16 protein-coding genes are annotated in these 14,191 nt (G+C 43.0%); 14 read left to right on the forward strand and 2 right to left on the reverse strand.

The window, feature by feature from the left end:
- Positions 1-12 precede the first annotated feature (12 nt).
- Both B9T62_RS22735 and B9T62_RS22740 read right to left on the reverse strand, forming a co-directional pair.
- Positions 13-1,944, reverse strand: a complete 1,932-nt coding sequence (locus tag B9T62_RS22735; protein ID WP_087920376.1) for a UvrD-helicase domain-containing protein — start codon at positions 1,942-1,944, stop codon at positions 13-15.
- Between the two features lie 4 nt (positions 1,945-1,948).
- Positions 1,949-3,973 carry an ATP-dependent nuclease gene (locus tag B9T62_RS22740; protein ID WP_087917388.1) on the reverse strand — a complete coding sequence of 675 codons (2,025 nt, stop codon included), beginning with the start codon at positions 3,971-3,973 and terminating at the stop codon, positions 1,949-1,951.
- A 191-nt stretch (positions 3,974-4,164) separates the two neighbouring features.
- Between B9T62_RS22740 and B9T62_RS22745 the strand changes: the two genes are divergently transcribed.
- The 14 genes from B9T62_RS22745 to B9T62_RS22810 all read left to right on the forward strand — a co-directional run bounded on the left by B9T62_RS22745 (position 4,165) and on the right by B9T62_RS22810 (position 14,166).
- On the forward strand, positions 4,165-5,154 hold the full coding sequence (locus tag B9T62_RS22745) for a DUF3991 and TOPRIM domain-containing protein (RefSeq protein ID WP_087917389.1): 990 nt from the start codon (positions 4,165-4,167) through the stop codon (positions 5,152-5,154).
- Positions 5,144-5,836, forward strand: coding sequence for a hypothetical protein (locus B9T62_RS22750; protein ID WP_157793972.1), 693 nt, complete (start codon positions 5,144-5,146; stop codon positions 5,834-5,836). Before B9T62_RS22745 ends, B9T62_RS22750 begins: the two co-directional genes overlap by 11 nt.
- Positions 5,817-7,055, forward strand: a complete 1,239-nt coding sequence (gene mobP3, locus B9T62_RS22755; protein ID WP_087917391.1) for a MobP3 family relaxase — start codon at positions 5,817-5,819, stop codon at positions 7,053-7,055. The genes B9T62_RS22750 and mobP3 overlap by 20 nt, the downstream gene beginning before the upstream one ends.
- Positions 7,056-7,311: 256 nt before the next feature.
- Entirely contained in the window at positions 7,312-7,962 is a 651-nt protein-coding gene (locus tag B9T62_RS22760) for a hypothetical protein (RefSeq protein WP_087917392.1), read from the forward strand.
- A gap of 15 nt (positions 7,963-7,977) precedes the next feature.
- Positions 7,978-8,694, forward strand: a complete 717-nt coding sequence (locus B9T62_RS22765) for a hypothetical protein (protein ID WP_245864650.1) — start codon at positions 7,978-7,980, stop codon at positions 8,692-8,694.
- 34 nt (positions 8,695-8,728) lie between these two features.
- Positions 8,729-9,568: a hypothetical protein gene (locus tag B9T62_RS22770; RefSeq protein WP_087917393.1), complete on the forward strand. Its 840-nt coding sequence runs from the start codon at positions 8,729-8,731 to the stop codon at positions 9,566-9,568.
- Positions 9,565-10,080, forward strand: a complete 516-nt coding sequence (locus tag B9T62_RS22775) for a hypothetical protein (RefSeq protein ID WP_211296343.1) — start codon at positions 9,565-9,567, stop codon at positions 10,078-10,080. The genes B9T62_RS22770 and B9T62_RS22775 overlap by 4 nt, the downstream gene beginning before the upstream one ends.
- Positions 10,037-11,635 (forward strand): VirD4-like conjugal transfer protein, CD1115 family, encoded by a 1,599-nt coding sequence (locus B9T62_RS22780; protein ID WP_087917394.1) that lies wholly within the window; start codon positions 10,037-10,039, stop codon positions 11,633-11,635. Before B9T62_RS22775 ends, B9T62_RS22780 begins: the two co-directional genes overlap by 44 nt.
- A gap of 119 nt (positions 11,636-11,754) precedes the next feature.
- Entirely contained in the window at positions 11,755-11,979 is a 225-nt protein-coding gene (locus tag B9T62_RS22785; protein ID WP_209439955.1) for an Mbov_0395 family pilin-like conjugal transfer protein, read from the forward strand.
- A gap of 65 nt (positions 11,980-12,044) precedes the next feature.
- Positions 12,045-12,275 (forward strand): DUF6133 family protein, encoded by a 231-nt coding sequence (locus B9T62_RS22790; protein WP_211296345.1) that lies wholly within the window; start codon positions 12,045-12,047, stop codon positions 12,273-12,275.
- A gap of 54 nt (positions 12,276-12,329) precedes the next feature.
- Positions 12,330-13,166, forward strand: a complete 837-nt coding sequence (locus B9T62_RS22795; RefSeq protein ID WP_087917395.1) for a conjugal transfer protein TrbL family protein — start codon at positions 12,330-12,332, stop codon at positions 13,164-13,166.
- Positions 13,167-13,170: 4 nt separating this feature from the next.
- The gene (locus tag B9T62_RS22800; RefSeq protein WP_039835701.1) at positions 13,171-13,380 is read left to right on the forward strand and encodes a hypothetical protein; all 210 of its coding nucleotides are present in this window, start codon (positions 13,171-13,173) and stop codon (positions 13,378-13,380) included.
- A gap of 10 nt (positions 13,381-13,390) precedes the next feature.
- Positions 13,391-13,729, forward strand: a complete 339-nt coding sequence (locus tag B9T62_RS22805) for a hypothetical protein (protein ID WP_039835702.1) — start codon at positions 13,391-13,393, stop codon at positions 13,727-13,729.
- On the forward strand, positions 13,726-14,166 hold the full coding sequence (locus B9T62_RS22810; RefSeq protein WP_211296346.1) for a prepilin peptidase: 441 nt from the start codon (positions 13,726-13,728) through the stop codon (positions 14,164-14,166). Before B9T62_RS22805 ends, B9T62_RS22810 begins: the two co-directional genes overlap by 4 nt.
- Positions 14,167-14,191 lie beyond the last annotated feature (25 nt).

The raw sequence follows: 14,191 nt of genomic DNA on the forward strand, positions 1-14,191 counted from the left end.
TTTTCAATGTAATTAAATATCATTAATATCTGTAATTTCTCTAACATCAACATTTGCATCTTTCAATAATTGGTATAACGATGAAATGTTCACACTGGATTGAGTCCTCACTTGAATATCCCCATAACGTAATGTTTCTCTTGAGTTACTAAATGTAAAGAAGCATTGTGTCTTCGCTCTCGATAATGCAACAAAAAAGGTACACATATCAGCAAGTCTCTGTGTTCTAAAAGTCCAAAAAGCATCATCTTCTAACCCTAAGAATATAACTGTGTCATATTCCAAACCTTTACTCTTATGAATTGTCATAATAGGTACACTAAAAAGTCCTAGAATATCAGCTATGGAATTGCTCCAATCTAAATATTTTTCATATGCATTAGCTAATTTCTTGACAGTATCTTTAATTAATTTATTAAAATATGATCCTTTTGAGTATTTGGGATATAATCGAAATAGCTTTTCAATTCCTATAAAAGAAAAAATCCCCTCAACAATTTCACCAATTCTTTGCTCACAAAGTTCCAGATCGGTAGATAATTCATTTAAATCACTTTTTACTTGTGAAATATGTTTATTAAGTTCTAATTCTATACCTAGTATTTTTTTATGGTCTAATTCTAGATCATACCCATGCACATAAGTTAACAATTCTGATACCCTTAACCACGACTCATGAGTTTTTTCCATTGTAGCCAGTTTAAAAAAATCAATGATTAGTTGCACACATTCTTCCGCAAGCAAATCTTGGTATTCCTTTTCAATTCTAGCGTGAATGCCTTGTCGTCCAAGTTCTTCAATTACTGCTCTTGCATATATTTGTTCTTGTTGCTTTACAAGTATACAAATGTCTCGAGGAGTTATATCCCCATGCTGGATTCTTTTCACGATATTTGAAGCTACAAAAATTGCTTCATCTATATGAGTCTGAAAATTCCAAACTTCACATTTCCCTTCTTGCTCACTGTGTGAGCTTGAAACTCTAGCATCAGTCGAATTTTCATTTATTATTTTCGCCAAAACATTCTGAATTTCGATAAGTCTTGGTGCAGACCTGTGGTTTTGGGTCAATTCAATTTGACCTGCATTAAAGTCACATTTGAACTGTTCAAATGAATCCGAAAGTGCCCCAGCCCATCCCATAATTCGCTGTTTATCATCCCCTACACTTGTCAGTATTGAAGAAGTTCCTAAAAAAGCCGTCTTAACTAACTCATATTGGAGATAAGTCGTATCTTGGAATTCATCTAGAAAAACATGACTATAAGTCATCTGAAGCGCCTTTTTAATTAAAAGATTATGTTGTAATAAATAATCGGCAAGTTTTGAAATCATGGGAAAGGTTAATGTGCTGGAAAGTCCTTCTCTTCCATGAACTAGAATATCCCAGATTCTCACTAAAATCCAACTATAGATGTCTTCCCCATTTTCAAAAACAGGCAATCTATCCTCAGACAAGCGTCTAAATAAAATATTAAAATTAATCTCGTATTGCCAATTAGGACGATTGGGATGTCGCTCTTTTATGTAGCCAGTGACTATATCTTGTATTTCTCTTTGGGAAAATGCTATGTTGTAATCTTTCCCTGGTCGATAGGCTTCTGGGATTCCTAATCTAAAGCGGTCTAGTAGTTGTTTAGCAAATGAATCAAATGTTCTTGATTCGAATCTCGACGCCAGTTCCTTACCACACCTTAACTCTACCCTTTTTTTTAAGTTTTCTGCTGCGTCTGTTTTAAAACTAATCGCCAATATTTTTTGAGGTGATGGACATAAATTTGTTTGCAGCAGATAACATGCGCGTTGAGCAAGCAACTCCGTTTTCCCCGCACCTGGACCAGCTAAAATAAGATTATTCATCTCAGCTTTAACTGCTATTTCTGCAGCCGGTTCTAATGTAAATCCATCTGCTGGACTCCAGTTTTCCGGACTAATATATGACATAAGTTTATACATTCCTTTCAAGCAATTCCTTTACTCTCTCAACAAGCTTGGTAAAAACTCCAGGCATAAATATCTGCAAATCATCATTATCTATTTTCAATAAGGCTTCAATATGAGTGCTTGGCTTACTTCTCCCAAGAAATAACGTGTTATACCAAACCATAAGTTCATGCTGTTTTTCTGTATAAGTGTAGCCCGTTGCTTTTTCATTTTTTAATGCTGCAATAATGCCACCTTTTATTTTCTTGCTGTAATCCTCGGGATTATCAGTCCGACTGGGGATACTCGGGCCTCTAGGCACTGTTTTTTTATAGGGCTCCGGGAATGTTTCCAGCATAAGAAAGTCCAAATCAAGCGGTGCTGAATAGAACACATTGTACTTATCTTCCATTAATCTTGATATCCATAAATCATTCATTGATTTTAACCAATCAGGTTCCATAGAATATCCGTCAAAGCCTTCAATTTCAGCATCAGTAAGAATCTGTTCTCTCCATTCGTTATTATCTTCTGGATAAAATACTTTTAATAAATCTTCACGATCTCGCCCATTTAACAATAGCTGATTGATGGCATATTTAATTCTGCTCCAACCACCGCCCCCCCGCTCACGATCCAAGTCCAATAATGTTATATGGGGAATATCTAATTCATTGAGCAGTTTCCACATGTGATTAACATGTCTTCCTCCCAGTGGTACTATCGATATTCCATAATCATCAGGATATATTTCGTTTATCTCCAATATTCTCGGTATAACAATTTCTTCCGAATCACCTTCGCCTAAAATAACTAATCTCGAAAAATATAATTCAGGAAAGGCTCTCACGGCTTCTTTAATATAAGTGTATGCTTCTGATGTTTTACTAGGTAGGACAATCTTCTTCACAATAGTCGTGAAGCTAGTTTTATCAATTCTCAGGTGAGCTAAATCTTCTGGATCAACTCGCTTGATTATTGAAGCACTATGTGAGGTTAATACAACTTGTGCATTTTCCTTTTTTGAAATATCCTTTAAATTTTCCATAACTCTACCGAGTAAGTGTGGAGAGATATGATTCTCTGGTTCTTCAACAGCAAGAAGAGTCAGAGAGGCATTCGACTTTCCAGTGATTTTCACCTCGGCTTCCAACAATGATGAAACCAAAGATAAATAGAACAGAGACCTAAGTCCATCCCCTAATTTATCGACACTGTATTCACCCAAATCGTGAGTTGGAGAAAATGACACCTCAATCTTTTTTAATATAGAAGCTAATGTTGAGCTATTGAAGTGTAATTTTGCATCTTGATATCGAACGTCCTTGTGGTATTTCTTCCATTCATCTCCGATAACACTTCTGATTTGAGCAACCCCATCTATCCCATCGAATAATTCATTAACAGGTTCCATTTTTGTCTTTATGGTATTGTCAATATCGTCTGGCCAAGAAATGTTGTTTAAGATTCTCCAAAGAATTGTACCCGAAGCATTTTTAAGTTGCATAGATGGTTCCCTTACTGCTGGTACGTAGATAACCTGTATTGCTGAACGTTGATGTGGAGTAACAGGTATAAGATCTTCATCAGATTCATCTATTCCTTCCGCTACAGTAACGAAGTGCAGCTTTTGTTCAATTTCTCCTTCTGGTGTATTGCCGACGGTCCATTTAGCTGTTAATCTCACACGTAGATAAGGTGCCTCTCCCGTTGAACGTACAACGAGTTGATTAAAAAATGGTGGTAAACTATTTTCACTTTGACTATCTAATGAGCTATCTACTAATTCAGGAAAATCTATTCTAGCCTCAATTGATAACCAGTGTTCCTTTATTGATTCGATTGTAGTATGAACTGAAATATGGAAATCCGATTTTTCTATCGTCCGATCATGTGAGGAAACTCCAAAAAGCTTTACTAAGCCATTTATTAATGCAGTTTTACCTGAAGAATTTTCTCCTACAAAGCCAGATATTTTATTAAAGGTTATTGTTGTTCCTTCATAGCCAAAACTCCTAAAATTTTTTAAATACAACTTAGATATTTGCAATGTATTTCTCCCCCTCAGTATTGTTCTATATTAGTCTTTTAAGAATTAGAAAATTTACAAATTCGTGACTTTCAAATCCGCAGGACTTAAATACTATTTTCGACAATTTCCTAGTTATTCCTTTTTCTATAATCAATTCAATGATATTTGTAGCGTTTCTTTATGGATTCTATCTATAGAGGAGGATAGGCATGAAACAATATTCTCTTTTTAAATCAAAAATCACCCAAGCCAACAACACCAACCTAATCGAATTCGCCAAGTCCAATGGCTACATCCTTGAAAATGGTGGCCGCCGCGCGCTTCATGCGAAGCAAAGTGGCGGTCTTTACTTTTTCAAGGACAGCAATAAATATTATCATTTCTCCACAGACACCCGCGGCGGTCCCATCGACTTTGTGATGCAATTCTGGAATTTGAATTTTAAGGAGGCCGTTGTCTTACTCTTGGATAGCGAAACACCGCAACATATTCCCTCTCCTTCCCCTACTCATAAAGATAACAGCCAACTTTCGCTTCCAGATAAGGCCCCAAATTACAGGCGAGTAATCTGGTATCTTGTCCATGTTCGAGGTATTGATGCTGAGATCATCTCCAGCCTCATGCACGAGAGAAAGCTTTACCAACAAGACAAAACAGGAAACTGTGTTTTTGTTGCCTACGATCAAGAAGGCATCGCTAAGTATTGTTCTATGCGTGGCAGTACACCTGAGCGCCCATTTAAGCAAGACAGAGAGTACTCAGATAAAAGCTACCCCTTTCGTATACCAGGCAACGCCAACAGTCAGCGAGTCTATGTATGTGAAAGCCCCATTGACGCAATGAGCCACGCCACGCTCACGAAGTTAAATGGAATAGATTGGAGAGCAGATCACCGCATATCTCTCGGCTGCTTATCAGATAGCGCACTCGAACGCTTTCTCTCTCAATACAGCATCCAAGAAATCATCTTCTGTTTGGACAACGACCATAACGCCACCTTTCGAGACGGCAGCCCAGCTCCCAATTGGGGACAAGAGGCTGCCTTTAAATTTGCTCATAAGTATGAGCAGTTAGGATATCAGACCAGTATCCAGACGTCGCATAATAAGGATTTCAATGTAGATTTGGTTACTATGCGCCAGGCCATAACCGAAGTGAAACCATCTATTAATGAGGAGGATTGTGACAATGAGCTATAGGCTTTTTTCTCATTGGATAAGAGAACTGCCGTCCCACCACCAGAGGGCACCGCCCTCTGGTGGTGGTGTAAAGGCAGGAATAGCAAAATGTCATTTTGCTAGAAAACAGCGTGGAAGCAGAGCTTCCACCGACATTTCTAGTGATTTTTACCCGGTAAACGAATGTCGCATAAGAGTATCCCAAAGGGAAGGAGATGCCATGGCACAAGCTGAGAAAACCGTACAGATCACCGTCAAGCTCCCAAAGAAAAAATATGAAGCGTTGAAAAAATACGCGGCTACTAAGCATCTCAGTATGGCAGATATCGTACGGGCCTTTATTCAAAAGGGGATGTCTGTTGATGCCTATACCGAAGAGATTGATTTCATCACCACCATTATCCGTCAGGAGATCACTATTGCCATCAATGGTTTGAGCAACCGGTTAGCCGGATTGGCTAGCAAAGACCTCATCATGTCAGCCGCTTCTTATTATTCCACCATTGCTATCATTGCGGATTTAATCGATGTCAATCGTTACACTACTTTCCGAGAGATTGAGAAGAAGGCTCGGCAGCTTGCGGTAGAATACATGAAGATGAAGCTCACTGATGTGGAGAAGCTATTCCTCTCCGGTGATGGTTTTGAGCAGGATGCGGAACGACTGCGCGGAGGCGATGCCGATGTCGGCTCTGATCTATAAGCAGCGTTTCTTCCACCCCAATAAGCCTAAAACCGCAGTCAGCAATTACTGTCATATTGGTTATATCGCCACCCGCCCTGGTGCAGTTCGGCATGATGCGAAGAACCACGGTCTGTTCGGAAAACTAAAGCCGGGCGAGATGCAGATATTTGATTCCTGGCAGGAAGTGGCGCGAACTGCCCGAGATATTTCGCAGCAGGGCAAAAACATGTACCGTGGCATTATCTCATTCCGCAAAGAAACTGCAATGGAGCTGGGACTATCAAACTTCACAGCATGGCAGCAGTATATCGAGCAGCACATTGCCACACTTGCAGCCCAAAACCAGATTAAAACAGAGAACCTTTGTTGGGCTGCCGCCTTTCATAACGAAATAGATCATCCTCATCTTCATGTAGTGTTCTGGGATAAGAAACAAGATATCATGAAGAACTACACTTCCCCCCAAGTCCCCAATCGTATTCGCAAACAGCTGATTAAAGACACGTTCGCTTATAAAATCAAACAGTTTATTGCCATGCGGGATCAGGCCAAATCTGGAGTATCCGAGATTACCGATCAATTGGTAGCAGAATTTGAGAACTATCTAAAGCAGTTGAACCCAAAAGCATTTCGAGCATTCCAGCAGCGGTTCGAAATTGATGATGAAGACTCTCTTCTCCTCTTTCCTAAACATCATTTGGTGGAGCCCTCTTCTGTCAAGAAGAAGTTGGCTGAACAGCTTTTTCAATTGCGTCAACAAATGCCGAAATCCGGACGACTAGCGTACAAGCTGTTGCCTCCTGAATCAAAAACACTGCTGGATAAATTTGTACAAAACTTGTTACAAGAGAATCGCTATCTGGCACAGATGGTAGAAGATTACGTTGAGGCCAAAATGAACTTGGCAATGCTTTATGATTCTAATCCAGATCATTTGAACCGCCAGCGTGCAAAGTATCAGGCTGAAGCAGAGAAACGTATAGCCAACCGCATACTCTCCACGGTTCGCACCATCATCCAGCTAGAGAAGGATGCCAGCTATAATATCAAACAAGCTAATTGGCAGTTTGCCATGACAGAGCAATTAGTGCTTGAGCTGCTTAACCTGATGGAAGGCTTGGTGATGAATGCCCAAATGGATTACGACGACAAAAGCAAGCTAATGGGAGGTGACTTATCGAAGCAGGCTAAGAAAGAATGGCTTCTACGGAATAAGGATAAAGGATTCGATAGGTAATGAGCTATTTCCACAGCACGCTTTGGCAGCGTGTTTTTTTGTGGGCATTTTCAATATTCAATGTTCATGTGAGTGCCCAACCACACCGAAAGGAATGATCAAATGTTTTTTACCGATGGAAAGCTACAATCATTTGAGAAACTGATGCGTCAAACCCCACGGAAACATCGACCACCTTCAGAAGACAAACCGAAACAACAACCTCAAGTAATTCCTTCTCAGGAGAGTCCATCTCAGCTCAAGGAGCAATCGGCCAATGGAGATCAATAATCGAATGAAAGAGGTGCTAGAAGCAGAACTCTCCCGTTTGGGTTTGAATATACAGCGTGAATCGTCCTCCGTTCTCTCCGTTCTTCAAAAGAATGACCCTATCGCATTTATTCATGATAATGGTGAAATTCATTATCCAGCTAATGCCGAAGCTGCACTTGCTCACCAGATTCCAATCATTGTCGGAAAGATCTGGGAGATAGAGAGTACCTATCGTAATGCTGCCCAGCTTGGAATCTCCAGTTTGAACAGTTACCGAAGTATGCTGGAATATAACCATCATGTGTTAGCCGGCCGCTACGACGGGGACGGTGAGTTTCGCTTTGTTACATGGGAGATGAATAGCGAGCGGACTGGATTTGCCATGGGCCATTATTTTTATCGAAACGAATATGAGAAGGCAAAAGACGATTTTCTAATGCGAAGTGGATTACTCGACAAGGGTAGAGTGTTTGATAGCGATCAGATCAGTTCGCTTTACACCGCCCTTCTCTATCACAGTATCAATGATGCCACACTAGGGGATAACGAAAAACAATCCATCGACCTCCTTCTACAGAAAATCGAGTCACTGACTCCTCACCCTCCAAATCCCCTTCATTCGCCGCTTCAAGCTGAACTGGATCTCGAACAGTAGCCTTTCTTGAAAGGTGTGATTCGAACGAAAAGTAAAAGTGAATTTTATAAAAGCTTCTTTGCTGCCCTATCCCAGCAAGGGATTGAGGTTCGGCGTTCCACATCTGCGGACTATTTAGCAGATTTGTATCTGAAGGACCAGATCATTGCCTTCTATACGCGGATGGACAGCATTGAACGCAATCCTTTTGTTACTGTCCCAGATCGGCTTATGAGCAGCATTTCAGACCTAGCACGGAAAACAGCCTTGCAGCTGGGCGTTTGTACCGAAAAGCCATACACCGATAAGGATGAGAAGATCACAAATGGTGTCTACAAGCTTAGTGAATACGGGGATGTCATTCTTGCTTGCAAACATCATCCTCTATTCGAATATGTATTTTCGACCTATCGTCTTGCTCCAGAGAATGGAATACCGGTACAACGCCAATATTTTTATGACAGAAATGAAGCGATGGAGAACTTTGCCATCCGCAGCGGCCTGGTAGATGGTAAGAAACTATTCAGCGAAAATGAGCTTATTCTCATTCATGATGAAATGGTCAAGTTCCTCATCAGTCCAAACGACAAGACTATGGACCAATTCGAACAGGTCCAGATCCTGATTGACCGATTGGAGGAACTACTGCCCGAGCTTAAGGATCGGGAAATCCAGCTGAACTACGAACAAGAATTTAGTCATGACTTTGACGGTAACTCGGAGACGCTCGAAATTACCGAAGAAGCTCGGTAACAACTCATCTTTTATTATAGAAGGAAGTGAGTCCATGCCTCAGCCCGAAAGCTCAATATGGGGGAATATTTTAACCTGCGCGGAAATTGGCTTGCATGTGTACGGCATAATGGCCGAACGCAATAGCGGCATTGTTGTGGATGCTGATTATGCCAAAGAGGTACTCAGTGAAGAAGCTCTGCAAGCTGGAGAGTCACAAGGTGATCATATCTATTTCGACGACGCCAAAAGTATCATTCCTGCTTATGAACTGCTCAAGAATGATGCAATTACGGATCCGGAATTTAACGAATGGTGCGGCTCGCCAGAAAAACTGGCCCAGGATGGAAAGTTTTTTGCTCCGGAGTATTTTGGTGGAATGACTCCACCAGCAACTACACCTTGGGGAAACATTACGGAGAGCCAAGAGTTCTACAATGGTATTTCCATGGTGAATCATGACGGAGAGTGGGCACTCGCGGTACATCAAACGATCGCAAAGCATTGTCTGTCGGAGATGGCACATGAAGTAGCAGCTGGTCAAGAAAACTATCTCTTTTATCCACTCGATGCTTGCTCCATTCCGGTTTATGAATTATCCGCTTCTCACCCTGCTATGCTGGAACAAATTATCAACGAGGATAGTTTGGTGCACACCTTATGTGAGGACCATCCCGTCTATGTAACGATGCATAATCTTCATGTTGAAGAATGGGGCCGTATTTATGATCAGCCAGCACCAAGATCACTCTTTCTACAAATACAGCTGGATCAGGAAGCGCGCTTCCCTGTTACGGAACAATACGAAGAATTCCCACAATCCCATCAAGATTCTATCTCCCTGAGAGAACGGCCTGATAATTTTTTTGAACCTACAGAGGAGCCGGAGTGGTGAAAACGAAACAAAAGCTGCTGCTTTGCACGCTTTTTATAACTATCGGCTCCATCTTCAATCTTTTTTTCTCCACAGCCTTACATGGTGCCTTATCCGGTTCAACTTCTACCTTCACTGTCCCCTCCCTAAATACAAGCCTAGGTAGTCTTATTTCTAGCAGAGTTCACTTTCTGCTTTTTCTTTGTCTTCAAGGATTCACTCTACTGCTGTCCGCTCTCTTTTTCGCCTCCAATAACCGGCCTTATCAAAGTAAACTTAAGCCAATTGCACCCGGGATTGAAACACCTGTAGTGGTGGGACAAAATCAGCATGGCTCCGCACGATGGCTCCAAGAAGAGGAATGGGCTCATGCCTTCGACAGCGAATTGCTCGATCTGCATCATCCCTATATTCGCCAATTGATTCAATCTGGTTACGACGACCTGCATTTCCGACGAACCGATCTGAAGGAGGTCTTTCACCGTGAGAATGCTTCATCCGAAGTCTATTCCGAAAGTGAACACCGCGGTTAACCATCCTCGTCCAACTGCAGCACCACCTCTGATCGAATCGGGTGGTATTGTCTTAGGATTACAACAAGCACGAAACCAGGAGCGTCTTTTCTTTATAGGGGACGACGTTCATTCTCTCTGTATCGGCGCGACGCGTAGCGGGAAATCTCGAACAGTGGTCCTTCAATCCATCGGACTCTTGGCATTAGCCGGAGAGTCATTGGTTATCTCTGATCCGAAAGCAGAGCTGTTTCATTATAGTAACGTCCTGCTGGAGAAACTGGGTTACGAAGTGTTTGCTCTCGATTTCCGTCATCCTGAAAAGAGCCACCATTACAATCTGCTTCAGCCTATCATTGATGCGACGCTGGCTGGAGACCAAGAGCAAGCAGAAATGCTCGCTTGGGATATGACGAACGTGTTGGTAGGCAAAGCTCAAGGTGAAAAAATCTGGACCAACGGAGAAATGTCGGTCATCGCCGCCTCGATCCTCAGTGTCGTGTGGGATAACGTCAAGCGTCCGGAGTTTCAGAATATGACCAATGTCTACTGGTTTCTAGCGGAGATGAACAAACAAATCGGCAACAAAACACCCATGCAGGAGTACATTAAGCGGTTGCCTCAGAACCATCCTGCTCGGGCTCTGCTCAGCATCTCCGACATTGCCCCCTCCCGCACCAAAGGTAGTTTCTATACCTCAGCGTTGACCACATTGCGCCTTTTCACCTCCAAATCCATTTATGCCATCACACACAAAAGCGACTTTTCTTTAGCCGATATCGGCAATAAGAAACAGGCGCTTTTTATTATCCTCCCCGATGAGAAGACAACCTTTTATCCTGTGGCTTCGCTTATGGTATCCCAGTTGTACGAACTGTTAACTGCCGAAGCAGACAAACGTGGGGGACGCTTAAAACAGCGGGTTAATTTTATCCTTGATGAGTTTGGTAACTTTACGCCCATTGCCGATTTCACAAATAAGTTGACGGTCGGTGGAGGGCGTGGAATGCGCTTTAACCTATTTCTACAGAGTTTTGAACAATTGAAAGAAAAATACGACGACCACGTAGCCAGTACGATCAAATCCAATTGTCAGACCTGGATATACCTGCAGGCTGACGATCTAGAGACGCTGCGGGAAGTCAGCGAGAAGCTCGGAACATATACAACGTCCAGTTACCAGCTTTCTGCATCACATGGCAAATATTCGACGCCCAGCACTTCACACAGCTTGAATCTGCTTGAGCGCAAGCTGCTAACCATAGACGAGGTGCACCGCGTCTCACGCCCTTATCAGATTGTGCTTTCTCGTTCTCATCCTGCAATGATGTATTCTCCCGATCTATCCTCCTGGGCATTTAACGCGATGATGGGCCTTGGAGACAAGGAGCACAATCGCCAAGTAAGGGAAGAACGAGAAATACGGCGAATCGTACGCACGAATACCGCAGAGGAGGTGAAACTTTGGAATATTTGGATCTATTATCAGAAAGACATTACCCGGCAGATGGCGGAACAGCGGCAACAAGCAGCCGCTCAAAGCACATTCTTCCCTCCGGGTTCAGACGACGATTAAGATCCGGCCGCTTCTCCTCGGTTATACGAACTGCAGCAGTCATACTCTTTACGCTTTACTACAATTGGTTTGAATCCGCAAATGCTTATGCTTCCGGCGATATTAAGGGTAGCAAGCTGGTGAGCGGGACCGAGAAATTAATCGGTGATGTTACAACTTGGCTGATGATTCTGGCTCCGGTTGTTTCCGGCTTGCTCATCGTTTATTTTAGTATCCGGCGCTCTGCCGCAGATGAGATGGACACCAAAAAGTGGAACAACCGCATCATTGTAGCCGTCGTATCCTGCATTGGTGCGGTACTCGGCGCAGCCACCCTTAATATCATTATTGGCTACTACAAGTAAAAGAGGCTTGCTGACCACAGCAGGCTCTTTTCTATGCTCACATTGAATTCTGGAGGTTATGAATAATGAGAAAATGGATGAAGGCTGTACCGAAGAAATTTGATCACACGAGAAGCAATGTAATGAGAGTGCTTAACAACCAAAGCGGAGAAGGTTTCGTGGATACGGCTGTAAAGATCCTGATGGCCGTTGTGATCGGCGCACTGGTGCTAGGCGGTCTGTATCTGCTTTTTGAAGGAACCATCTTACCCACACTTACTCAGCGGATCAAAGAAATGTTCAACTACAAAGGTTAAGCAGCCTTCAGTGGAAGCGGCGGTAACGCCGCTTCCCTTAGAAAGGAGGAACAGATGGAGAAGATCCTGCTGCTACTCGTCGTTGCTCTGCTTAACGGGGCGCTAATCTATATGGACACCTTGTTAAAAGACATTCTCCCCATCTCCTTATATGCAGAGAAATACATGACCCTCACAACCGGCACGAATCTACTGGAAAGCTTGTACGATATTTTGTTTGGCTTTGGGGTTGCAGTGATGATTCTCAAATTTCTGAAAAAGGGCTTTGAGATTTATGTTCTGTGGACCGATGGCGACCCGGATGAAGAACCGCTGTTTCTACTGACCAATTTTTTCAGGGCAATGGCTGTCGCCATTTGTTTCCCAACCATCTATACCTGGATCGGTCAAATGGTCGAAGAGCTAACCAATCAGTTACTGGTCGTCATCGGACAATCGACCGACTACAACTGGCAGGCATGGGTTAACAGCATCAGCTCGCTCGGACTAGTGACAGCATTATTCGGATTGGTTTTCGTGGTTTGTTTCTTCATCCTGTATTTCCAGTTTCTCATGCGCGGACTCGAGATGTTCATCCTTCGTGTTGGTATTCCGCTAGCCTGCGCTGGATTACTGGATAATGACCGCGGTGTATTCCGTGCCTATACTCAGAAATTTATGCAATCCATGCTGACGGTAGTCATTCAAATCGCCTTAGCCAAATTAGGTGTAGGGCTGATGCTGCAATCCCATGTCTTCTGGGGCTTAGCCTGTATGATGCTCGCGATTAAGACACCACGTTTTCTCTCCGATTTCTTGATTACATCAGGTGGTGGTGGTGGCGTTGTTAACAATGTCTATCACTCCGTCAAACTCGTAGGGATGGCCCGCAAAATGACCAAGGCTGGGTGACAGCATGGATACCCTGGATGAGTTGGCACAAGCTCTTATCGCCTTAATCCGTCTTGGCTGCGCTTGTCGCTTTGTGTATTGCATGGTACGTCTGGCTGGAGCTGATGAGGAAGCGTCCAAATACAAGAAACGCAGCCGGAACGTTGTACTCTTTTACATTCTTGCTGAAAGCATCTGGCAAGTGAAAGATATCATTCTGTTCTATTACCAGTAGGAGGCATGAGATGACTCAAGATTCGCAAACGTTGTATATTCCGATGGGTGTGAAGCCGGAAGCCGAATGGTTTCCCGGTTTTGGCAAGCAGCAATTAGGTCAGTCTTTTATCGGTTCATTGCTCACTGTATTTCTGGCGTTACTTCTTTGGCTTATAAATGGCAGCGTGCCGATGGCATTAGTTACCTTCTTAACTGGTGTTTCCGCCTCAGTAATGATGACCACGAAAGACCGAAATAATCTGGCTGTTCTCGATCAAGTACGCTTCATGGTTCGCTTTGCCAAAAGCCAAAAGGTATATCCCTACAGAAGTCTGCCGGAATGGCCGTCGCAGGAGGATCAACTTTGAGTCTTTCCATAAATGTCATCCTTCTGAAAGATTTACTTCTCACCTTGCTCCTGACTTGTGCCAGCATTCAGGATATCAAAACTCGTCAGATTCCTGATTCTCTTTCAGTAGCTATTACCTCTGTAGGATTCATCCACTTCTCCCCTCTCTTCTCCTTATCTGGGATGATCCTGACTGGCTTACCTTACTTTGTTGCTGCTGTAATCTCCAAAGGTAAGCTTGGCGGCGGTGATATCAAGCTCATGGCTGCTTGTGGCTTTGTGCTAGGTCCTGTAGGTGGCACGCTTCAAAGCCTCATTGGTTTAACACTTGTTCTATTCACTGCTGCAGGAATTGGTATCAAATCCGGTTACCAATCTGCTAAACAAACGTCGCTGCCGCTGGCCCCGTTTTTATCTGCCGGCGGCCTTTTTGCGGTTATCATGCTCCAACTCTAAACCCTTCCTCAGGAGGTTTTGTCTC

The organism is Paenibacillus donghaensis (assembly GCF_002192415.1).
Classification (GTDB): domain Bacteria; phylum Bacillota; class Bacilli; order Paenibacillales; family Paenibacillaceae; genus Paenibacillus_AQ; species Paenibacillus_AQ donghaensis.